Below are 24,427 nucleotides of genomic sequence, written 5' to 3' on the forward strand. Positions count from 1 at the left end.
TAGCGGCCTTCAATAAAAAAGCTTAAAATATTTGTTTTTTAGAGAATAACAGGAATACAGTCATGAACGAGGCCAGCGAACGTCCGCATCACTTTATTCGTCATATCATTGAAGAGGATCTCGCTCAAGGTAAGCATTCATTCATCAGAACCCGCTTTCCACCTGAACCGAATGGTTATCTCCATATTGGTCATGCCAAATCCATTTGTTTAAATTTTGGTCTGGCACAAGATTATCAAGGTGAATGTCATTTACGTTTTGACGATACCAATCCAGAAAAAGAAGAGCAGGAATATATTGAATCTATCAAACGTGATGTGCAGTGGTTAGGGTTTGCATGGAGCGGCTCAGTGCGATATTCCTCAGATTATTTTAAGTCCTTATACGGATATGCGATTGAGTTGATTCAAAAAGGATTAGCTTATGTTGATGAGTTAAATGCTAAACAAATACGTGAATACCGTGGCACTTTAACAGCACCTGGCAAAAACAGCCCTTTTCGTGACCGCACCGTTGAAGACAATCTAGAGTTATTCAAAAAAATGCGGGCAGGCGGTTTTGCAGAAGGCGCCGCTTGTCTGCGTGCAAAAATTGATATGGCTTCTCCCTTTATGGTCATGCGTGATCCTATTTTGTATCGTATTAAATTTTCTGAGCACCACCAACTAGGTAATCAATGGTGTATCTATCCGATGTATGATTTTACGCACTGTATTGCTGATGCATTAGAAGGGATTACCCATTCGCTCTGTACGTTAGAATTTCAGGATAACAGACGTTTGTATGATTGGGTTCTAGAGAATATCAGCATCGATTTTCACCCGAAACAATATGAATTTTCTCGTTTGAATATTGAATATACCCTGATGTCTAAACGAAAACTTCATCTTTTGATCAAAGAAAAAAAAGTGACCGGTTGGGATGACCCCCGTATGCCGACGCTCTCAGGGTTAAGACGAAGAGGCTATACACCTACTTCTATCCGAAAGTTTTGTCACCGCATTGGTGTCACTAAACAGGATAATCAGGTCGAAATGAGTGCTTTAGAAGCTTGTATTCGTGAAGATCTCAATAAAAATGCGCCACGCGCTTTAGCGGTATTAGATCCTGTTCAATTAATCATTGACAATCATTCTAATGCAAAAGAGTGGCTAACGGTACCTAATAACCTGAATAACCCTGGTATGGGACATCGCCAGATGCCTTTTAATCGTGTTCTTTATATTGATCGAGCCGATTTTCGCGAAGAAGCCAATAAAAAATATAAGCGTTTGATGTTGGGCAAAGAAGTGCGGCTGCGTCATGCCTATGTCGTTAAAGCAAAGTATGTTGAAAAAAATGCGCAAGGCATGATTACGGCAATTCACTGTGAGTATGATCCCGAGACGCTCAATAAAAATCCCTCAGATGGCCGAAAAATAAGAGGGGTGATTCATTGGGTTTCTGCCGATGACGCTGTTCCTGCTCAAATGCGCTTATACCATCATTTATTGACGGCCCCGCATGCAGACACCTCTCTCTTTTTAGAGGTATTCAACTCTGAATCATTATGCATACGTCAAGGCTTTGTGGAACCAAGTCTAGCTAACACGCAAGAAGGGAAAACGTATCAATTCGAGCGTGAAGGCTATTTTTGTACCGATAAAGATTCTTCTGAAAAGCATTTGGTATTTAATCGTACCGTGAGTTTGCGGGGCGAAAACACTTTGTATGATTTTTAAATGCATTAAAAACAGGATAAACAGATTTTTGAATCTCATCTATTAAAATTTTACCCTTTAGGTGCATATGATAACGAATTATATTTTTGTCACCGGAGGGGTGGTTTCTTCTCTGGGTAAGGGGATAACTGCTGCTTCTTTGGCTGCTACACTAGAAGCCCGTTCTCTGAACATCACCATCATGAAACTTGATCCCTATATCAATTTAGATCCCGGCACTATCAGCCCAAAACAACATGGCGAAGTTTTTGTTACTGAAGATGGCGCAGAAACCGATCTAGACCTGGGTCACTATGAGCGTTTTATTCGCACTAAAATGACACGGCATAACAATTTTACAACAGGGGCAATTTACTCTGAAGTTCTTCAAAAAGAGCGGAGGGGGGATTATTTAGGCTCGACCGTTCAGGTAATTCCTCACATCACAAATGCCATCAAAGAACGTATTGTAATGGCAGCGCAAGGCTATGACGTCGCTTTGGTAGAAATTGGAGGCACAGTAGGTGATATTGAGTCTTTACCATTTTTAGAAGCCATTCGTCAAATGGTGACAGATGTGGGTCGCAGTCATGCTCTTTATATTCACTTGACTTTATTGCCTTATCTCACCACTGCCGGTGAAGTCAAAACTAAGCCAACACAGCATTCAGTCAAGGAACTGCTTTCTATTGGCATCCAGCCGGATGTATTAATTTGTCGCTCAGATCATGAAGTACCCGATCATGAACGCTCAAAAATTGCATTATTTTGCAATGTAGAAAAAAAAGCGGTGATTTCTCTGAAAGATGTGGATTCTATCTATAAAATCCCCAAAATATTACAGTCGCAAGGACTTGATCAATATATTTGCCATAAATTTAATTTAAAGTGCCCCAAAGCCAATTTAGAGAAATGGGAGCAAATTTTATACGAAGAATATCATTGTGAAGGCACTGTGACCATAGGTATGGTAGGAAAATATATAGAATTGCCTGATTCTTATAAATCAGTAATTGAAGCCTTAAAACATGCGGGTTTAAAAAATCGGGTCACAGTTAATATTCAGTTGATAGATGCACAAGAACTCCTAACAGTTGGAATTGAAAAATTGGCAGGCTTGAATGCTATTCTCATTCCTGGAGGATTTGGACATCGGGGAATTGAAGGCATGATTGTCGCTGCTCAATATGCACGTGGAAATCGCATTCCTTATTTAGGGATCTGCTTGGGTATGCAAGTTGCTTTGATAGAATTTGCTCGTCATGTTGCGGGAATGGAAAAAGCAAATTCGACTGAATTTGACCCTGATACCCGTTATCCTGTGATTGGATTGATTACGGAATGGCAAAAAAACGAAGATGGTGAAATCGCAGTTCGTTCAGAAAAAAGTAATCTGGGGGGCACCATGAGGGTGGGGGCTCAAAAATGTCACTTGCTCAAAGGGAGCGTGACACATCAACTCTATGAAAAACCTATTATTATAGAGCGGCATCGTCATCGTTATGAAGTCAATAACATGATATTACCCATCATAGAAGCGGCAGGGCTGAGTGTCTCAGGTCGATCTATGGATAAAAAACTCGTTGAAATTATTGAATTACCGCATCATCCTTGGTTTGTTGCGTGTCAATTTCACCCTGAATTTACTTCAACGCCTCGTGATGGTCATCCATTATTTATTGGTTTTGTGAAATCCGCTTTAGCACATCATCATCAAGATTCACTAAAATAAACATGCTGTCGAAAAATTTGCTTAAAAGGCAAGTTTTCTACAAATTATATTGAATACCTACTTAAGGAAAATACGATGTCTAAAATTGCAAAAATACTCGCCCGAGAAATCATTGATTCTCGTGGTAATCCCACAGTAGAAGTAGAAGCGCATTTAGAGGGGGGATTTATCGGTTTGGCCGCTACGCCATCAGGGGCCTCCACCGGCTCACGTGAAGCGTTAGAATTACGAGATGGTGACCCTGCCCGATTTTTAGGAAAGGGCGTTCTAAAGGCAGTTGAGGCCGTGAATCGTTCTATAGCACGGTCGCTTTTAGGTAAGGATGCGAAAGATCAGCAACATATTGATCAATTGATGATTGATTTAGACGGGACTGAAAATAAATCTCGTTTTGGGGCTAATGCCATTTTAGCCGTTTCTTTAGCGGTTGCAAAAGCAGGTGCTGCTTCTAAGGGCATGCCTTTATATGAACATATTGCTGAGCTTCATGGCACGCCTGATCAATTTTCCATGCCATTACCGATGATGAATATCATTAACGGTGGTGAACACGCTGACAACAACATTGATATTCAAGAATTTATGATCCAGCCTGTCGGGGCGACGAGCTTTAAAGAAGCGATTCGCATTGGATCTGAAGTTTTTCATCATCTGGCCAAAGTACTTAAGTCTAAAAATCTGAGTACTGCAGTGGGTGACGAAGGCGGATATGCGCCAAATCTTGGATCTAATGTATCGGCTCTAGAAACGATGAAAGAAGCCGTAGAAAAATCGGGGTATGTTTTAGGTAAAGACATCACCTTTGCAATGGATTGCGCGGCTTCTGAATTTTACAATAAAGAAAGAAATCGTTATGAGTTGAAAGCAGAAGGAAAAACATTTACATCAGAAGAATTTACGCATTTTTTGGAAAACCTGACTCAAAAATATCCTATTATTTCAATTGAAGATGGGTTAGACGAATCAGATTGGGAAGGATTCCAATATCAAACTCAAGTATTAGGCGATAAAATTCAATTAGTTGGAGATGATTTATTTGTCACCAATACTCAAATTCTCAAAGAAGGCATTCAAAAAAAGATTGCCAATTCAATTTTAATTAAATTAAATCAAATAGGCTCTCTGACTGAAACATTAGCTGCGATTAAAATGGCGCAAGAAGCAGGTTACACTGCAATTATTTCTCACCGTTCTGGTGAAACAGAAGACGCCACCATTGCTGATTTATCGGTGGGCACCTCTTCAGGCCAAATTAAAACAGGTTCTGTAAGCCGCTCTGATCGTGTGGCTAAATATAATCAATTGATACGGATTGAAGAAGCATTGGGTGAACGTGCTCTTTTTAAGGGTTTAAAAGAAGTGCAAGGTCAAAGCTAAGAGATAATCGCCTTGACACAACGATTTGCTGCCAAGGAGAGCTTAAATTGCCAGTTCCTCGTCAATTTTGAAAAAGTGTTCCCTCAACTAAAAAATCTAAAATATAAGAAAAATAATCCTATCAAACATGCAGTTCTGGTTTTTAATGGGGCAGGATTCTACGACCTGCCTGATCTAAGCTTTACTTCAATATCATGAAGTCTATTTCATTACTTTTGATTATAGTCAGTAACATCGATCCGAGCTCGCGGTGATCAGTTTGATGAAGGAAAATATTCCTCTTACAATAAAGTAAAACAGAGAAGGATCGCTGCCTAATACTTTAGTACCTGGTAGAAATATTGTGTTCCTGACTTTGCGGCGATTTATGCTTTTCAAGTAGACGCAGATATAGTTATTGCAGGTGTCTACTAAACTGATTGTTTTAGGTATCCTGATTGGAGGTATGAGTTTTTCAAATCGCTCAATTATGCAGTGACATTAGGGATGTAAAAATATTATTTTTACCCCTTTAATGTAGCTGAATAAAGCGGAAACTTGGGCTTTATCCGATTATTATCAACAAATGCTACTGATTAGAAATAAAACGCTGACTTAGTACAATGGTATTCAAGGCGATGGATGTAGCAAATGTCTCTCGTGCGAATTACGTTTAAAAGGTCTAAAATATGCTTTATCTAATCAAAAAGAAGTGAGCGAAAATTTGAAGTTTCAAAGTCAACTTTAATAATGGTTTTCTGATCAAAAAAATCAAGAATTTAACGTTTCACTGATAAATTCGACAAAAAATATAGAACTGAATATCGATTATTTTTTTATTAAAACGATAGAGATTTTAATCATGCAAGACTTACGTTTGATATTATTGCTTTTTGGTGTGATTACCATCATCGTATTATTTATACATAGTTTACGGGTGCGGCGTAAAGAACGCTCTGCCCTTTTTTATGATCAGACAACAAAAGATCAAAATCAAAAAAAAGATGATGTTCTGTTACAAATTTTGGATGAAGCAGGTGTGAGCGAAATCCAAATTCTTAAAAAGGCATCACCAAATGTTAAAAAACATGCTTTTGATAAAGCACATCATAAAAAAATACCGCCGCCAACTAAATATCAGGCGCTTAAATTTGATAGCTCAGTTACCTATGTAACTACCTCGTCTTTTTCACAAATCTCAGAAACCGAGCTTCAATTGCAAAAAAAAAGTGATGATTTATCTCATCGATCTCAAGAAACCCATCATCCATCTGTTCAAAAAGAACAAAAGGTATTAGTTTTACATGTTGCTGCTCATTCATCGCGTACCTTTTCTGGAGAAATGCTTTTAAAAAGCATTTTAAATAGTAATTTTCAATTTGGCGATATGAACATTTTTCATCGCTATCTTACTCTTACAGGCGAGCGCATCACTTTATTTAGCTTAGCCAATATGGTGAAACCCGGTTTTTTTAATTTTAAAAAAATGGATCATTTTTCAACACCAGGCATTTCAATATTTATGAGATTGCCCTGCTATAGTCATGCCTCTGAAAACTTTAAATTAATGTTGCAGTCAGCACAAAAAATAGCAGATGAGCTTGGAGGATTAGTTTTAGATGATCAACGCAAAATGATTACCCCTCAAAAATTAGAAGATTATAACGCCCTCATCAAAAGTACCCCTCATTTATGAAATCTATCCTTAAAAAAATTAACCAATTGCGGGATGTGCTAAAACATCATGAATATTTATACCACGTCAACGATGCCCCCGAGATAACCGATGCGGAATACGATGCTTTGCTGGAACAACTACGGGAATTAGAATCGCAATATCCTGAATTAATGAGCCGTGATTCTCCTACCCAAAAAGTCGGCGCATCTCCTTCAACCGCTTTTAAGTCTGCGACGCATCAAGTGCCTATGCTTTCGCTCGATAATGTATTTGATGAAAAAGGGTTTTTAGCGTTTAAGAAACGTGTTTCTGAACGACTTAGAGCGGCATCATCTGCACAAAAATCGTCTTTAAATCCACTTATTCGAGACTCAGATTCTAAAAATAGAAGCGAAAAAAATGCTCAAAAAGAGCTAACTTTCTGCTGTGAGCTCAAACTAGATGGCTTGGCAGTGAGTCTCATCTATGAAAAAGGGGAATTAATCCGAGCGGCCACGAGAGGCAATGGTTTTCAAGGTGAAAACATCACGCATAATATTCGCACCATTCAATCAATTCCTCTTCGTTTAAAGGGGAAGTTATTACCCCAACTGATAGAAATCAGGGGGGAGGTTTATATGCCTCACGCAGGATTTGAAGAGCTCAACAAACAAGCTCGTGCTAATCATGGGAAAATATTTTCCAATCCTCGTAATGCGGCGGCTGGATCTTTGCGCCAGATCGATCCTCATATCACGGCGGAACGGCCTTTAAATTTTTTCTGTTATGGCATTGGTTTTCTTGAAGGCGGGGCCTTACCTCAAAGTCATATACAGCGTTTGATGCAATTGAAAGCTTGGGGAATACCTGTCCATGATCGAATCACATTATGCACTGGTGCTGAGCAAGTCATGACCTATTATCAAGAAATAGCACAAGTACGTGCGACTTTTGGTTTTGATATCGATGGCATCGTGATCAAAGTAGATGATGTTTTATTACAAGAAAAATTAGGTTTTTTAGCGAAGGCCCCTCGTTGGGCGACGGCCTTTAAATTTCCAGCCCAAGAAAAAACCACTCAAGTTCTTGGAGTGGAATTTCAAGTCGGCAGAACTGGGGCTCTGACTCCAGTGACTCGCCTTGAGCCAGTTGAATTAGGAGGGGCGCTGGTCAGCAACGCCAGCTTGTACAATGCAGATGAAATAGCCCGTTTAGGGTTACGTATTGGGGACACTGTAGTCGTGCGACGTGCAGGTGATGTGATCCCACAAATTGTCAACGTGATCATAGAATCTAGACCTCAAAATACGGTGGGAATTATTTTTCCTCACCATTGCCCTATTTGTAAATCAGTTGCAAAACGTATTGAAGGTGAAGCCGTGATCCGTTGCACAGGAGGATTATTTTGTCCTGCTCAGCGTAAAGAGGCATTGAAACATTTTGTTGCGCGACGCGCGATCGATATACAAGGTCTTGGCAATAAAATCATCCATCAGCTAGTAGATAAAAAATATGTTCAAAACCCTGCAGATTTATTTAATTTAACATCAGAGATGTTACTGTCTCTGAATAGGGTGGGAGAAAAATCAGCGCAACATTTATTAAATTCCTTAAAAAAATCTCAAAAAACCACCTTTGCGCGTTTTTTATATGCGCTAGGAATCAGAGAAGTCGGTGAAACAACAGCCGCCAATTTGGCGTTATATTTTGGTCAACTTAATCTTTTGCGGAAGGCGGACCTAGAAACATTAAAAAAAGTGCCTAATGTTGGTGAAGTTGTCGCAAAAAATCTGGTGGATTTTTTTAAAAACGCATATCATCAACAGGTGATTTCTGCACTGGAATCTATTTTAGATTGGCCAGCTGCAAAGCCGATAGAAAAACTGAGCCATCCCTTTCAGGATAAAACGATGGTTTTGACTGGTTCATTAAATGCATTTACCCGAGATGATCTTAAAGCACATTTGATTTCTTTAGGGGCAAAAGTCAACGGTAGTGTATCCAAAAAGATAGACTTTCTTATTGCAGGGGAAAATCCGGGCTCTAAAGCTCATAAAGCAGAGAAATTAGGTATAAAAATAATGCATGAACCTGAGTTAATAGAGTTTTTAAAAGCGTCAAAACCAGAAGAAACTAAGGTGTAATATAAGGTCACTGAGGATGAATAATGTTATAAATGACATAAAAATGAAATTCCTCTGGTTTTTTAGTAGAATTTTATAGAGTTATATGACACTCCTTACCCTGCATTTATCGATCATAATGTTATCTAATTTAGAAGCATTGACTTATATATTGAGAAAATAGTACAAAAATCAACCGACTAAAACCAAATAAGTACATCTATGGGTAAAATAAGCATTGTTTAATGATATTGACGCTAACACTGTTGTGTATGTCATATATAATAGATAGGATATTTTCCGATAAAATTCAGATATTTTTTCTTTTACCTCCTTAACTTTTTCTAAAATCACAGATGAAAAAGAATTTAAAAGCAGGGAAAACCGATAAATAGCATTCCGTGCCACCTATATCGACAAAAACATAGTAAAATCATATGAACAGCGACGAGTAAAATATAATGCTGCAAGTCGAAATCAATATTTTAGCGTTCGCTCTTATTCTCATAAATATCTCACATGTAATCATGCCAAGGATCAACTCAATCACAAGAGGCGACTACATGTTTTTATAAGACCTTGCATACTGTTAGTCACAGTAAAGTTTAATCCGTGATTTGGATTTCAGGTCAATAATTTATTGTATTTTATGTTTAAATAGGCGTATAGAAAAAGCTTTATTACTAAAGTTACTAACGTTCTGTATCGATGTGAAATTTTAAGCCAAATCAAGAAGAACATATAGAAAATGAATTTATATGTTAAAGTTCAATCAGGGTATATAGTACTATACCCGTAAAAAGTACGGCACTCTTATAATTAATATATAAGAAAAACGGAGACTTGATAATTCCTACAATGACGTATGGATACATAACTGCAGTATGTAAAACTAAAAAAACAAATAGACTGGATGTACTGTACACAGTCCTTTAACCGAGAAAGAAAAATACTGTTGTGATTTTCGGTTAAGTAAATAATGATAAAACCACTTATCATGAAGAACAGGTTAACACGAAAATAGCCACTAGAGAATAGGATATAGCCCAAGTTTTTATTGCATATACGTTATTGAACATATCCCTTATAGTACAAAAACACAAAAAACACTCAGGACCCCGCAAATAGTGTATAGATTTAACCATATTAATTAATTGTCACTTACAGTGAGTTGTATTATCTTTGATTTCATCCATTATTTTAACCCCCAGAAATTTTTGTACCAAAAAAGCAGGCTCTCAAAACTTATTCTATACGCGCATAATTCATTTATGTGATGCTGATTCTAAAGTTAGAATCTCTAAATTTCAATTTCTTATCTAGAACTCAGGTTTTTGAAATAACCAGTGCTTTCTCTCGCCAATAACGAACTCTTTAACAAATAAGATCCCTTTACTATTTTATGCTCATCTAAATGAACCAGTAAGAGTTCAGCTGTTTTTTCACCCATTTTATGACGAAGGGTTTATACCGTTATTAACATAGGATTAATATATTCTGACAGTTTTAGATCAGCGCATCCCATAATTGAGATATCATTTTGAACTTCTATTCCTTGTTTTTTGCCTGATAGATAGGCTCCTACTGCTAAAAGATCGTTGTGGCAAAATATGGCCGTCAGAGGTTTAGGTAAAGCCATTAATTTTTTAAATGACTGAACACCTGCTATATAACCAAAATCAAATTGTATAAAATAATTATTTTGTAACGGAATAGCACTACGATGAAGGGCCTGAATATGCCCCTGTAACCTATTTTGGTAGAACAGATGACTCTCTATTCCTAAAATACAGGAAATACATCGATGACCTAATTTATAATGTAAATGATTCGTGACATGAAAAGAAGCAACCAGGTTGTCAATATGCACTGTTGGCAGATTAAATTGATAAATACATTCATTGACCATCACTATAGGGGAGTAAATATTCCCGAGATGCTTTAGTGAAATTTAAATTAAAATTAGAACCACAGAACACAATATATGCTATTTGTCTTGCAATCGTAAATGGATTTAATCTGCCTTTATTTTACGCGGCGTCGTTAATGAGAAGTTGATAGTATTTTTTTAGGGCTATTTCTGTAATGCCTTTAATGATATCATCAAAGAAAGTGTCACCGAAGTTAGGCACACATACAAAGATAGTACGAGATTCGGTTCGTTTAATATTTTGTAAAGAACATTCGAATAGTAATCTGCGTTGGTAACGGACTTTTCCACTTTATCCCTGTTCAACACGGAAACTTGTTCTGTGCTCTTACGAGCTCTAGAGACCGTTGCTGTTGATACGCTTACTATTGCCAATATTTTTTTCATCGTACCAATAGTCAAATTGTTCTCTAACTTTTATTCAATGAATAACTGGTAAATCGACGATGGAATATAGAATAAAAACCTTAAGCTCATATGTTCTTTGCTCGCTTTTCATCAAATTTAATGTTGCGTGATTTAGCAATCAGCAATGATTAATAAAACAATTAACACAATATTAAATATTTTTTATCATTTTATATCTGATACATATCAAAATATGTGATTTAAATTTTCAAAAATAACTTGTTAAACATCATTTTATGATCTACGTCGCAAAAAAAGAAAAAATAATACAGTTTATAAACATGAGATCATTAAGCCCTGTTTCAGATCATACTTATGATCCTTTTCGAATACTGATGAAAACGATTAAAATCCAAAGTGATATAAAAGATCTAATGCTTGGCCAATCCCAGAAATGGCTTCTAGATATAATCTAGGCATTAACTGATAACGTAATGTCAGTGTGGCTAACGAATCAAAAATGTCGACACCATATTTCAGCTGTAAATTTTTGTTAAGATAACCACTCACAACAACTTGAGAATCGTTTCCTACGCCATGTGTATCTAAAGTAAGACGACTGATGCCAAAGGCACCTCCTATTTCTCCAATCAAGTTTTCAGTTTGTAAAATACCCATGTTAATTAGCATGGAAGTTATTAAACTACTATCAGTGCCATAAGACTGATCTATAGCCTGACCTCTAAGAAGGTAAGATAACGCTTCTTGCTTGGGTAATACGGGGTCAGAAAATACTTCAATTTTAGGGGTATTCGCATTCCCTGTGACTCGAATTCCTGCGGTATATCCAGGGGTGATATTTTTAGGATTCCGAATGGCTTCAATATTGAGAAAAGGTTTAGTAGGCCCGGAAAATATCAAGTGGCCTTTTTTGACTAGTAAGTCTTGGCCGTAAGCGTGAAAGCTGCCTGAAGAGGTGTTGATTTGACCCTGTAGCCCTATTCCATATTGATCTTGTTCAACCTTAAGTGTCCCTTGTAATTGCGCCTTTAAACCAAATGCATCTAATGCGACATCGTTTCCAATTTTAATATTTAAATGAGTATTAATCGGCATTGCTGTTTTTTGAGGGATGATAGGTTGTAGTTGATCGTTTAGCATAACTTTATATGAAGAAACGTCCACGACGTTAGGTGGAATTTTTTCTGCTTTAATTCGCGCCCATGGGACCTCAATAAAACCTTTAAGTGTTACTAATTTTGGCCTAGCTTCAAATAGTATATCGGGTGAAATGTCCAGCTTTACTATAGGTGGGCAAGTGACTCGAATCTGATCACCTTTGGCCGAAAGGTTGGCGCGCCAATCATCAATATGATCCCAGTTCGCATTACCTAAGAGGTTAATTTGACTTTTTTCTGTTATAATTACCCATCTTAACGTCGATTTCGTCCCTTTAAAATTGATCAATAAATGATTGGGAGAGGCCATATTCACTGGCATCCAACTACTATGAATAGAAAAATGATTGAGCGAAATATCACCGTATAGCAAAAGGTTTTTTAAGTTTCCACTTATATCTAAGTGACTGTTTAAGACACCCGTTATTGTTTCATTTTTGTCTAACACTGTGTTGATAGGTTCCAATGAAATTTGATCGATGTCAATTTTTCCAGATAGTGTGCGTTTCCCTTGTAAATCAGATATTTTCAAATCCAGTTGCATCTGACCATTATTTTTCAATGAGATCAAAGTATTGATTTGAGCTTTATTATGAGAGAGTTGAACCCCTAGCTTTAAATTATTGAATACAATATTGAGAGGATTGTCTGCAATATTTTGACGTATTTTAACGTCATGCCCTACAAGCGCGAGTTGAACTGTTGGCAAATGATCTTCTGCAGTCCATTTCATCTTTGCATCTCCGGTTATATGTCCAAAAATGGATGTACCTGAGCTCAAAAATGGTTTTAGCATCGCTAAATCAAATCGATTGAGTTGCATACTCATTTGCCCGCCTGATTTCGTGGCCTCTATCATATCGGCTAAACACAATTTAGCCTGTATATTCTCCAAACAGTGAGGTTGAATAGTGACTTTTTGGGCATGATAAAAATATTTGATGCTTGTTGGGTGATTTAAATGCCAATTCCAAGATAGGGTTCGAATATCTGTTTTGTTGAGTTTGAGATCCCATATTTGTTTTTGACGATTGAAATCCCCTTGTAAGGCAAAATTTCCAGAGAGAGGCTCGCTTTTAAATTGAAGAGCCAGTTGATGCTGCTTTTCTGTGCCTTTTGCATTGAGCATTAGATGATGAAGCATGAAATCAGATTGTTTCAGTTTTTCTACCTGTAGAACGAATTGACCTTTGATGTGTTCTAAAAAGTGGAGCTTGGCATCGAGCTTAATTTGATAAATGCTGAAATTTTTCCATTTTAATTGATTGGCAATAAAATGCGCTTCTAGCTTAGGTTTTATTAAGTCCCCTCTTAATTTTAATATTCCCTTAAGTTGACCAGAGACACTCGGCAATCCATCCTGTAATTTCGGCGCATCGATGTTCATATCTAATACCCATTGGTGAGTCAGATCTCCTTTGATTTTGAGTTTATTGTTCCCAAAATCTATATTAAACGAGGAGATTTTACACTGTCCAGCCTCATCGTCTTTTAAAGAACCAGACACTTTGAAGGGTTTGTTTTGTAGCTCCCCTTTCAAGAGCATATCAGGAATTTGCAATTGCCAACGTTCACCATCGATAGTGCCACGAGTAGATATCTTTCCGTTGAATTGAGCTGGCCATTCTGGCCATTGTTTTTTTGTATCAATTCCTTTTAACATTAATATAGAGTCCCAACTGATGGTTTTTGACCAATCTATTATTCCCAATAAATCCACCTGACCTTTAAGAAGCTTTAAACGTAAAAGAATTAAATGAAACTGTTGTAAATTACCTCTTCCATCAAGACTAAATTCCGCGTGTGGCAGCTCTTCACTTTTCATATTTCCTGTCAATGACAAAGCATAATCTGTAGCTTTGCCATTTAATTGCAGTTGAAGATTGTTGATTTTATATTCTGGATCTCCTTTAAACGGCCACTGAAGTTGGCTCGATGTTAAGGTCATCATAAGGGGTAGCCCCGATTTGGAGAGCGTGGTAGTCGCATTTAACTGAGCGCTGATAGAACCAGAAAAATCAGCGGTGAATTTAAGTTGTTTTTTGAGTTTTCCTGTTAAATTTAACTGTATTTTTTCTTCCTTTAATAGGGGAGGAATTTTTATCAGGCTGTCAATTTTAAGGGCGATTGGCCATTGATCGGCAAAATTCGCTTCTCCATGTACAGAAAAAGAACCAAAAGGAAGGCTGACTTTTAATGTATTCACCTGAAAATGTTGGTTATAGGATTTTGCCTCTAATTGCAAAGAATTGATAACAATATCTGTATCCCTCACGATCCTGAGTTGCTCTGCTATTAATTTTTTAATTTGAATATTTAAAGGAAAGTGAAAATCAGGCAAGGCAGATAAAATAGGTTGAGCAAAAAAATCCAAAAGATCGGGATGTATGTTTTTATTAAAAGAAGAGTTCGTTAAAGGTCTTGTTGCTTCTGTAGCAGTGGTTTGGTCGTTAGATTTGACAGGATAGATGAGTGCTGGAGCTTGTAATTTTTCCAAAGATTTTGGCAAGCTGACCAGCAGTCCTGAGAGTTGAGGGGATATCAAAGACAGTGTTCGCCCCTGTAAATCTGCTTGTGTACGAAAATTGGCTAAAGATATATGTGTGTCATCAATGGTTACATTTAGGTTTATGAATCTGAGGTTTTTTGAAAACAGAGGATAAAAGATGCGAAGGTTAGTAAATGGTTGATCCGATGCTTTTTCAGTAGAAGGCAATTTTTTCGTCTCTATCACCATATCCAGGTCATTGAGTGTGAAATCATCAATGCAAAATTTCAGCGATGTTTGACAAAAGACATATAAAGCAAGATGTATTTCTTTGATCTTTAATTTAAAACCCGGCATCTGATATTGAATGCCTTTTAATGTCAAGTCGTTTGATTTTCCTTCAATGTTTTTAATACTAAGCCCAGGCACCCAATCAACGATATTTTTGATTAAAAAATGGAGGCCTCCCGTAGTACAAATCAAACCCCATAAAATGCCACACAACAATAAAAAAACTAAAAAAAAACCCAGAGTGAATTTTTTTATTCTTCTCATAGCTCAGGCCCTAAACTAATATAAAACTGTAATTTTTTATTTTTTTTATCGCTAATCGGAGTTGCAATATCGAATTTGATAGGACCAACAGGAGAAGCCCAACGGATCCCTATGCCGGCCCCTGTTTTAAAATCACTATGCCGGATATCGTTGATAGCCTCACCGCTATCAACAAAGGCAGCTCCCCACCAGCGACCCATCACATTATATTGATATTCAATAGAGGCAGTGAGCAGTTTTGTAGCACCAGTGAGTTTATGGTCACTGTCACGGGGTGAGATACTTTTTAACTTATAACCCCTGATGCTGCCATCACCTCCCGCAAAAAAACGTAATGAAAGCGGCATCCATTGAAAATCTTTGGTTGCTATCCACCCCAGATGCGTTTTCACTATAAAACGGTATTTTTTTCCTAAGGTCCTTATCCAAACATTTTGAGCTTGAATAATTTCAAAATTAATATCAGAATCCCATTTTTTATTTGAAATATCTAACGAATAATGTTGACTGTCACCCCAATGAGGCATGGCCTCACCACTTTGAAGTGGTTTACTCATACTGATCCCTGGATAGAGCAAACCAGTGATAGAATCTACTTTACCCTGGGTGATTTTTTCTAAGCTCCAACGAAAATGAATGGCCGGTTGCCAGCCATTTGAAAAATTCCAAAAACGAGCCACATTCATGGTACTGATGTTATATTTAGTATCGTTTAACCTAGAGGTTTTAAGACCTGCTTGTAATAAATAATATTCCTCCAATGCGTTTTTGATTAATGGAATACGATAACTAAAAGCCAAGTTTTGTTCAGCAGCAGAAAGATTGCCTTTTGTCGTTAAGCTATGCCCTCGCGAATTAACCCAAGGTTTGTTCCAGCTTGCCTTGAGACGCGGGCCAATACTGGTTGAGTATCCCCCCCCTAATTCCACATTGTTTTTTGTACGAGGTGTTAACACAGCATCTAGTGGTAAAATTTGACTCCTTGTTAAAGAGGTAAAATTTGGAGAAACCAAAACAGTGCTGAACCAGTTAGTAGCAGAAAGTCGCCGATTGAGTTCAGCGGTATTATCCGAACTATAATGATCCCCTATATGAAAAGGCACTAAATTTTGCAAATAGGGTTCTTTAATTTGAGAACCATAAAAAGTCACTTTACCAAAGTGATAACGTTCACCACTGTCAAAACAAATTTTCCAAAAAGCTTTATTCAGATCTAAGGCGATACGAAGCTGAGTTTTTTTCATTTTAGCATCAAAATACCCTTTGCTCACGGCAAGCCCATTGAGAGCATCTACAAATTGGTCAAATTTCCCTTGATTTAATATTGAGCCTATTATTGGTGTTTCTTTCAATAACGCCTGATAATCAGGGTCGTTTTTAGCATGCCCCATTAACATCACATCGATTCCAGCAATCAGCACGGGTTCACCTGGAGTGATTTTAGCCAGCAATACAGATTGCTGGGTGAATTCAAAATTGATGTCAGAATGATAATAACCTAAGGCTTCCAATGCGAGGGTAATTTCTGCTTTAACCCGTGATCTCAAACGATGGTTGTCGGTGGTGTATTCTGTATTAATCATAAACAGACGAGCTTTAACATTACGAGCTACCTCTCCTCCAACACCTTCGATGTCCAAAGACAAAGCAGTCTTTTTTAAAGAGCTAGAAAAACTACAAAACGAAAGCACCATCAGACATGATGAAAAGAAAACAATCAGACATCGTGACATCAAGTTCCCTATTCAGAACACATGTTTACATTTATAAGCGGGTTGAATAAAATAGCGCTTTTCTTCCCAATGTAATAAAGTTAATTCATTTCCCCAGCAACAGCCTGTATCTAGAGCATAAATATTATTTGGAGTACCTTTTCCTTTTAAGGATGACCAATGACCAAAGGCAATCGCATATTCAGGCTCCAACAAACGGGGTAATAAAAACCAAGGATATAAATCACCCTGCATTTTTTCAGGTACTTCTTTGTGAGTCATGTCCAAACTTCCATCGGAAAAGCAGTAACGCATTCGTGTTAATACATTCGTCATAAATTGCAAACGCACATCACCCTTTAATTCAGGACTCCATAAGTGAGGAGTCTCCGTATGCGATTTATCTAAAAATAAAGGGATATGATCACTGAGAAGCATGTTTTCTATTTCTTTAGCGCATTTTTGTGCCGTCTTTTTATTCCACTGAGGATGGATCCCAGCGTGCGTCATAATGAGTTTTAAGTCATTATCTATTTGCAAAAGGGGCTGTTGTCGTAACCAATCGATCAGCTCATCTACATCAGGAGCGCTTAATAAAGCAGTAAGATGATCTTTGGGATTATTTTTTCTCATCCTTGCATATATCGCTAATAAATGCAGATCGTGGTTCCCTAATACCATACGTAAAGCCTTTCCTAAAGAACGGGCATATCGTAATACTTCTAAAGATTGAAGGCCGCGAGAAACGAGATCTCCTGTTAACCACAGGGTGTCTTTTTCTTTATCAAAATTCACTTTAGCCAACAAAGCTTTAAACTCATCAAAGCAACCGTGGACATCTCCGATCAGGTAGTTAGACATATTAAGCTGATATCAGTTTTAGGTTGAAAAAGCGGTTAGAAAAAGTTTTAAACATACTCTAATGAAGCCGATTTGCTAAAAGGCAATATTGTTCAACGGACACATTTTCTGCTCTAAGTTTTGGGTAAATTCCTATTTTAGCCAATTCTTGGTCAGCAAATAGAGCGCATAAACTATTATGCAGTGTTTTTCTCCTTTGATTAAAAGCTTGTCTTGTCACAAGGTTAAGCCGCTCTATATCTGTTACAGGATAAGGATGAGAAAAAGATCGGTGTGGAAGTAATCGAATCATCGTTGAATATACTTTAGGTATGGGGGTAAAAGCATTAGGAGGTACCGCCAATATGGGGATCACCTTGCAATGATATTGTGCCATGATACTTAAACGCCCGTAGGCTTTCGTATTTGGAGCTGCCAACAAACGATTAACAACCTCTCTTTGCAACATAAAGTGCATGTCATCAATACAGTGAATATATTTAAATAGATGAAACAGCAATGGTGTAGAAATGTTATAAGGCAAATTACCAAATATTCGAAGGGGTTTCTTAAAAGTCGCTGATAATTTTGAAAAATTCACGGTCATGACGTCTTGTTGATACAAAATTAGGTTATCTTTTAATTGAGGATGCTGATTTAAGCGATCAGCCAAATGACGATCTAATTCAATGACCAAAATTTTATCCATTTGAGCGGCTATAGGGAGTGTTAACGCTCCTAATCCTGGGCCAATTTCAATTAATATTTGTTTAGGTGAAGGATGGATCGATGAAATAATTTGATTAATAACAAATTTATCTGTTAAAAAATTTTGTCCAAAGCGTTTTTTTGCAAAATGCCCCTGATAAAGTCTACGGTTCATCGCTTTTAACAATCATATCGATGGATAGGTTGACTGCGCTAGCGAAACTCCCTACTTTAGCCTTACCTGTGCCTGCTATATCCAATGCAGTACCATGATCTACAGATGTCCTAATAAAAGGCAACCCTAGTGTAACATTGACAGATTGGCCGAATCCTTGATATTTCAATACAGGTAATCCTTGATCGTGGTACATAGATAAGACCACATCAGCGTGTTTTAGGTATTTTTCATGAAATATCGTATCTGCAGATAAAGGACCAATAAGTGTCATCCCTTCTTGATGTAACAAATTGAGTACAGGAATGATAACGTCAATTTCTTCTTTTCCTAGATGGCCGTTTTCACCAGCATGAGGGTTTAGCCCACAAACATAGATGTGGGGACGAGATATCCCGAATTTGGTTTTAAGGTCGTGATTGAGAATACGAATAACTTGTTTGAGGTGATCTTGAGTCACCGCTTTCGATACCTCTGATAAAGGCAAATGAGTGGTCGTTAATGCCACTTTAAGTTTTTTGCTGACTAACATCATCACGACCATTGAGCATTTGCATCGTTGCGCAAAAAATTCAGTATGACCTATAAAAGGAATGCCCGCTTCATTAATAATACTCTTTTGAATCGGCCCAGTGACTAGGGCGCTAAATTCACTAGCTAAAAGACGATCACAAGATTGCATCAGTGTATCTATCACATAAGGTGCATTATTGACATTCAGCCTACCCGCGATCACGGTAGTTTTTACTTTCACGGGTAAAATGCTCAATGTGGATGGCAAACAGGGCTGACTGTCTTTTTTGGGGTGATACTGTTTCAATGTCAGGGGTAAATTCATCTGTTTGGCTCGTGCCGATAATAAATAAGGATCAGCACAAACAACCAACTCGACAGGCCAATGCTGTTGTGCCAAAGCGATCACTAGGTCTGGACCGATGCCAGCAGGTTCACCTGGCGTGATGAGAATAGGTTTATTGTCATTCATTATCGTGTTCAAAAATTTTAACGTAAGCTGAAGCCCTCTGCTCTTGTATCCAAGTCTCGGCTTGTTCAGAAAATTTGCGATTAAACAGGATTTTGTAAGCTTGGTTTTTAATATCTTCACTATTTTCAAAAATAGTATGCAGATCGTTAATGCGCAAAATATAAAAACCAATCTCCGAGCGAATGGGGCCAATAATATCAAACTTATGCTTATGAATGCCTTTTAATTTTTCAGAAAACAAGGTGGGTAATTCTTGCACTTTTTTCCAACCTATCATTCCCCATTTCAAAGGTTGCGAGTCAGCCGAATAGGCGACCCCTAATTTCACGTCTTTTTTAAGTTGAGAGACTAATTTATTGGCTTTTTTTTCGGCTTTATCTATCTCTTTCTGGGAAGAATTATCTGTTATAGGAATCAAGATTTGACTGAGATTTAGCTCCATATGTTGATTTTTTTCGTTCAAAATTAACTTTGATAAAGCATTCACTTCTTGTGGAAAGATGTTGATTCGAGGTTTCACCGCATTTTTAAGCACTTCTGCAATTAATATTTGATTACGAATTTCATTACGATAAGTACCGTAATGAATATTTTCTGCGGCCAACTTGTTACGGATCTCATCAACGGTCAGACGATTTTTTCTTGCAATATCAGTAATAATTTTGTCCAAATCATCATCAAGAATTTTGAAACCTATTTTGTCAGCTATTTGTAATTGCATACTTTCTACTATGAGCCGTTCGAGGATTTGCTGTCTTAAAATCACCTCCTCGGGCAAGGACTGATGCATATTGTTCGCATTCATTTTGATGACTTTTAGCCTATGATTGATATCACTCTGCAGTATGACGGAATCGTTCACTATAGCAACGATTTTATTGATTTCTTTGGGTGCTGGAAAAACAGTGAAGTGGCTTCCTAAAAACCATACTAAAACATATATTCTCCAATATTTCATATTTTTACCTTATCTCATCAAGTAGATTATTGACTCAAGCTGCCGCGAATAGGTACGAGATCCAGTTTATTAAGCTCTGTGTTTTTATCATTTTTTAAAATTAAAAAGGTTTTTGGTAAGGTAAAGGACCCCGTTGCAGTGCTTTTTGTGTACTGAAGCTGTCATTCGTATTTAGACTACGTAATTGAATATTAATTGAAAATCTATTTTCATACTGACTTCCATTATTGTTAGCATTCCAACCGTTAATGCTATTTTCATAGCCAAGATTAACACTCCAACAGCAGGTGGTATATTGGATTTCAACCAATTCTCTGGCAGGTTGATGTGCTCTCATATCATAGTAGTAAGCACCGACTAGAAACCATCGATTTTTTATAGGCCAGCTCACCGTCGTACCTACTTGTGAAATTCCTTTTTGGTAATTGGGCCTACTCACATGCGGCAATGAAGCCTGAATATATTCTGGGCTTGCATAACGATAATTTAATTGATAAATGTGATTATTGTCCTTATGATATTCCATAACGGCATCGCTTTGAACAATACTGCCTAAACGGGTGTCATATTGCATGCCCCCTCTTAAGCTAGTCTGATCCGTTATACGCCAAAAACTGTCACCAGCCCAAACTAAACTACCGATACGACTGCTATCAATTTTAGTATTGCTGACAGAACGAGAAGGAGCAAAGTAATAAATTTGACCGATAGAAATGTTAAATCGCTCTAACATAGCATTATCATAAATGCGGGAAGTTAAACCTGTGGTCACTTGATTGGCCGAAGCAATACGATCTAGTCCACTATAGGTACGATCACGAAATAAACCATGATAATCATTTTGCATAAGGGTTGAATCATAAATATAAATATTATTTTGATTTTTATAAGTTTTATAGACATATTGTACTCGTGGTTCTAAAGTTTGTGTAAAACCAGAGAGTTTGTCCATGGAGCGATCGAAGATCAGTGTTCCCTCAGCCTTAAATTGTGGGATGACACGATTAACAGAATTCTCTAAACTGTACGAAGACTGCAAGTTTTTATCAGAAAACTGTTCAGGGATAGATTGCTCGTAATGAGTCGCCATTAACTTGCTTGCAATATTCAGATTCCCCCACCTATTTGAGAGAGGCAAGTGTAACTGAGATTCTACATGAAAGCGCTCAGTCTTTGGGTTATCTGCACTCACACTCGTAAATCTCGCGGCTCCCCCATAAATATGCATATCAAAAGGGCCGATATCGTTTTTATAATAATTGATCTCCAATTCCGGCTCAGCTCGGTATGCATTTCTATTTCCACTTTCGTTAAATACTTGAAATTTCTTTAATGAAAACATTAAATTCCGATGCTTTTGGAAATAACCTACATTGAAAATTTGAGAGGCATAACCATCTGTAGAAAAACCATAAGGAGATCTCAGATCAGAAAAATAATCATGATCGCTGATTCTGGTATAATGAACGCCAAATCGCCATACTTTATCCATGACTCCTGAATGACTCCAATAATACAACCATCGCTGACTATTTTTATTTTTTTCTTTATAAAGCTTATCATTAGGTAGCCATTCAAAAACCATAATACCTTGGCCCTGTGGAAACAAATATCGAAATTCATTTCGCCATTGAACCCCTCTTTTACTCAAATATTTTGTCGTAATCGTCGCATCAAAATTAGGTGCAATATTCCAGTAATAAGGTAATGTAAATTCAAAATTATTTTTTTTGGAATATTCATTAGTAGGCACTAAAAAACCAGAGTGTCGCTCTTTTCCCAAATAAAATTGCATATAAGGAGTATAAAAAACAGGCATTTTCGAGATTTTAAAGCGGGCATTCCATATTTTTGTCACTTCTTTTTTTCTATCAAAAACGATTTTTGAACCGATAATATTCCAACTATTATCATCAAGAGGACAAGAAGTAAAAGTCCCATTTTTCAAAATGGTATAACGGTTTTGATCACGTATTTGAATAAGGTCCGCCTTACCTTGACCTTGACGCCCAACCAACTGATACTTTCCTTCATCGATCTCTGCGTCTTTGGTATCAATATTGGACCTAGCCTGAGTCCCTTCGAGTTTTATTTCAGGATCAAAGTATTTCACATCCCCAGTAGCCACTGTAGTACGAATAGGGTTATGGCGTGAATTTTGACCCTGAGTTTGATTTAAGGTCATTTTATTTGCATTTAAAGTGCAATTACCTTGCTTAACAGTGACATTACCTGAAAAAATAATAGTGCTAGGGTAATCAGCTGATGCCTGATTTGATTGAATATACATAGGGAGATCATGGTGGTTATTTGCAACAAGGGGCTGGTTGTAACGAGGAATACTTAATGAACATTGTTTTGTGATATTAGAGATGGCTTTTTCACTGTAAAATAGAAATAAAATGATGGTAATTAAAAATGTTAATAAGCGATTATTCATGCCGTTTTTGTATTTGACTTATTTATTAAAAATAAAAGGATATTATATAAAATATAACGGCTAGAGGTTATACGATTCAATCCATTTTCACCAGTGTTAACTCAAACATACAGTAAAAGCTCCATTATTTTTTCTCTGTTTCATTGATCCGATCAACCTCAAAATATGATTTTCTAATAGTGACTAAAACACAATATAATGTGTTTAAAGAAATCTAAAAATTCTTAATGTGACAGAATTGTTGTTACTAAGTCTATTTTGTTTTAAAAGAATTTTTTTCTTTTACATGCCTATTCTCAAATTGAAATATTCTACCATTTTAAAAACAGTTTTTTTATTTAACCTTGACTTATTTAATGCCGACAGATAAAAAATTCAAAATTATCGTAGATGAAAATATGCCATATGCTGAAACGTTATTTCACCGTATGGGTGAGGTGAAATTAATACGTGGGCGTAACATTACAAGAGAAAGCTTACAGAAAACAGATGCATTAATGGTTCGTTCTGTCACCCATGTTGGTTCTAAACTTTTACAGGGAACCCCTATACAGTTTGTGGGAAGCGCAACAGCAGGTACCGATCATATCGATATTTCTTGGTTAAATCAGCAAAAAATACATTTTTCCTCTGCAGCTGGATGCAATGCAATTGCAGTTGTGGAATACGTTTTCTCTGCTCTATTCGTCATGTCAGAACGACAAGGTTTTTGCTTGCAGGATAAAACAGTCGGGATCATCGGTGTAGGACATATTGGATCTTTACTTTATCAACGTTTAAACGCATTGGGTGTGCGTACGTTAATTTGTGATCCTCCAAGAGCAAAGCAAACCCAGGTGGATGATTCTATTCAAAAATTTTGGCCATTCGAAAAATTAGTGATGCAGGCAGATATTCTAACTTTTCATACTCCCCTCAATGTAACGGGTTTATATAAAACTCTGCATTTAGTAGATGATGATGTGTTAACCGCTCTCCCTGAGAATAAAATTCTCATCAACACTTGCCGCGGCAAAGTGATTGATAATCGTGCTTTACTGAAAGCTTTAGAAAGAAAGAAAAAGATAAGGGCAGTATTAGATGTATGGGATGCCGAACCTGACATTTGTTTAAAATTATTGTCTCTGGTAGACATTGGAACTCCTCATATAGCAGGTTACACCTTAGAAGGTAAAGCCAGAGGCACCCTTCAAATATTTTCTGCTTTTAGCCAATTTTTAAATCAACCTCAGACAATTGATCTGAATGCTTTATTAGCATCAGAAGATTTTAATCTAATTAAATTGAATGGTGAGATAAGTCCAAGCAAATTAAAGCAATTAATACACCTGGTGTATGATGTGCGCCGTGATGATGCTTTGTTACGAAAAAAAGCAGGCATCAAAGGAGGATTCGATGATATTCGTAAACATTATCAAGAACGTAGAGAATGGTCTTCTTTTTGTGTTGAATCTCATTATTTAGAAAGTCGATCACTTTTACAAAAATTGGGATTTAGTGTTTCATCTTTGTGATTTTTTAATGGCCTTTATCTTTAATGGC

14 protein-coding genes and 1 pseudogene are annotated in these 24,427 nt (G+C 37.0%); 7 read left to right on the top strand and 8 right to left on the bottom strand.

Annotated elements, in window-relative coordinates:
• Window positions 1-62 precede the first annotated feature (62 nt).
• The 6 genes and pseudogenes from glnS to ligA all read left to right on the top strand — a co-directional run bounded on the left by glnS (window position 63) and on the right by ligA (window position 8,589).
• Window positions 63-1,721 (top strand): glutamine--tRNA ligase, encoded by a 1,659-nt coding sequence (gene glnS, locus CICURV3402_RS04760; RefSeq protein ID WP_158380060.1) that lies wholly within the window; start codon window positions 63-65, stop codon window positions 1,719-1,721.
• 67 nt (window positions 1,722-1,788) lie between these two features.
• Window positions 1,789-3,432: a CTP synthase gene (gene pyrG, locus CICURV3402_RS04765; RefSeq protein ID WP_158380061.1), complete on the top strand. Its 1,644-nt coding sequence runs from the start codon at window positions 1,789-1,791 to the stop codon at window positions 3,430-3,432.
• A 75-nt stretch (window positions 3,433-3,507) separates the two neighbouring features.
• Window positions 3,508-4,809 carry a phosphopyruvate hydratase gene (gene eno / locus CICURV3402_RS04770; RefSeq protein WP_158380062.1) on the top strand — a complete coding sequence of 434 codons (1,302 nt, stop codon included), beginning with the start codon at window positions 3,508-3,510 and terminating at the stop codon, window positions 4,807-4,809.
• Window positions 4,810-4,929: 120 nt separating this feature from the next.
• Window positions 4,930-5,536 (top strand): annotated as a pseudogene (locus CICURV3402_RS06790) (7-cyano-7-deazaguanine synthase).
• A 114-nt stretch (window positions 5,537-5,650) separates the two neighbouring features.
• Entirely contained in the window at window positions 5,651-6,484 is an 834-nt protein-coding gene (gene zipA, locus CICURV3402_RS04775) for a cell division protein ZipA (RefSeq protein ID WP_158380063.1), read from the top strand.
• Complete coding sequence (gene ligA, locus CICURV3402_RS04780) at window positions 6,481-8,589, top strand: NAD-dependent DNA ligase LigA (protein WP_158380064.1); 2,109 nt, start codon at window positions 6,481-6,483, stop codon at window positions 8,587-8,589. The genes zipA and ligA overlap by 4 nt, the downstream gene beginning before the upstream one ends.
• Before the next feature lie 1,444 nt (window positions 8,590-10,033).
• On the opposite strand, the gene CICURV3402_RS04785 is transcribed toward ligA, so the two are convergent.
• The 8 genes from CICURV3402_RS04785 to lptD form a co-directional block, all read right to left on the bottom strand.
• Window positions 10,034-10,477, bottom strand: a complete 444-nt coding sequence (locus CICURV3402_RS04785; protein WP_235667677.1) for a substrate-binding domain-containing protein — start codon at window positions 10,475-10,477, stop codon at window positions 10,034-10,036.
• Between the two features lie 774 nt (window positions 10,478-11,251).
• A complete protein-coding gene (tamB, locus tag CICURV3402_RS04790) occupies window positions 11,252-15,067 on the bottom strand; it encodes an autotransporter assembly complex protein TamB (RefSeq protein WP_158380066.1) in 3,816 nt (1,271 codons plus the stop codon).
• A complete protein-coding gene (gene tamA, locus CICURV3402_RS04795; RefSeq protein ID WP_158380067.1) occupies window positions 15,064-16,800 on the bottom strand; it encodes an autotransporter assembly complex protein TamA in 1,737 nt (578 codons plus the stop codon). Before tamA ends, tamB begins: the two co-directional genes overlap by 4 nt.
• Window positions 16,801-16,812: 12 nt before the next feature.
• Window positions 16,813-17,640, bottom strand: a complete 828-nt coding sequence (gene apaH, locus CICURV3402_RS04800) for a bis(5'-nucleosyl)-tetraphosphatase (symmetrical) ApaH (RefSeq protein ID WP_158380068.1) — start codon at window positions 17,638-17,640, stop codon at window positions 16,813-16,815.
• A 58-nt stretch (window positions 17,641-17,698) separates the two neighbouring features.
• A complete protein-coding gene (gene rsmA, locus CICURV3402_RS04805) occupies window positions 17,699-18,502 on the bottom strand; it encodes a 16S rRNA (adenine(1518)-N(6)/adenine(1519)-N(6))-dimethyltransferase RsmA (RefSeq protein WP_158380069.1) in 804 nt (267 codons plus the stop codon).
• Window positions 18,492-19,490 (bottom strand): 4-hydroxythreonine-4-phosphate dehydrogenase PdxA, encoded by a 999-nt coding sequence (gene pdxA, locus CICURV3402_RS04810; RefSeq protein WP_158380121.1) that lies wholly within the window; start codon window positions 19,488-19,490, stop codon window positions 18,492-18,494. The genes rsmA and pdxA overlap by 11 nt, the downstream gene beginning before the upstream one ends.
• Window positions 19,480-20,445 (bottom strand): SurA N-terminal domain-containing protein, encoded by a 966-nt coding sequence (locus CICURV3402_RS04815; RefSeq protein ID WP_158380070.1) that lies wholly within the window; start codon window positions 20,443-20,445, stop codon window positions 19,480-19,482. The genes pdxA and CICURV3402_RS04815 overlap by 11 nt, the downstream gene beginning before the upstream one ends.
• A 100-nt stretch (window positions 20,446-20,545) precedes the next feature.
• Window positions 20,546-22,885 carry an LPS assembly protein LptD gene (gene lptD, locus CICURV3402_RS04820; RefSeq protein ID WP_158380071.1) on the bottom strand — a complete coding sequence of 780 codons (2,340 nt, stop codon included), beginning with the start codon at window positions 22,883-22,885 and terminating at the stop codon, window positions 20,546-20,548.
• Window positions 22,886-23,241: 356 nt separating this feature from the next.
• Here lptD and CICURV3402_RS04825 point away from each other — a divergent pair, with 356 nt between their 5' ends.
• Complete coding sequence (locus CICURV3402_RS04825; RefSeq protein WP_187306961.1) at window positions 23,242-24,399, top strand: 4-phosphoerythronate dehydrogenase; 1,158 nt, start codon at window positions 23,242-23,244, stop codon at window positions 24,397-24,399.
• The last annotated feature ends 28 nt before the right edge of the window (window positions 24,400-24,427 follow it).

It is taken from the genome of Candidatus Williamhamiltonella defendens, assembly GCF_900699045.1.
GTDB classification, from domain to species: Bacteria; Pseudomonadota; Gammaproteobacteria; order Enterobacterales; family Enterobacteriaceae; genus Hamiltonella; species Hamiltonella defensa_A.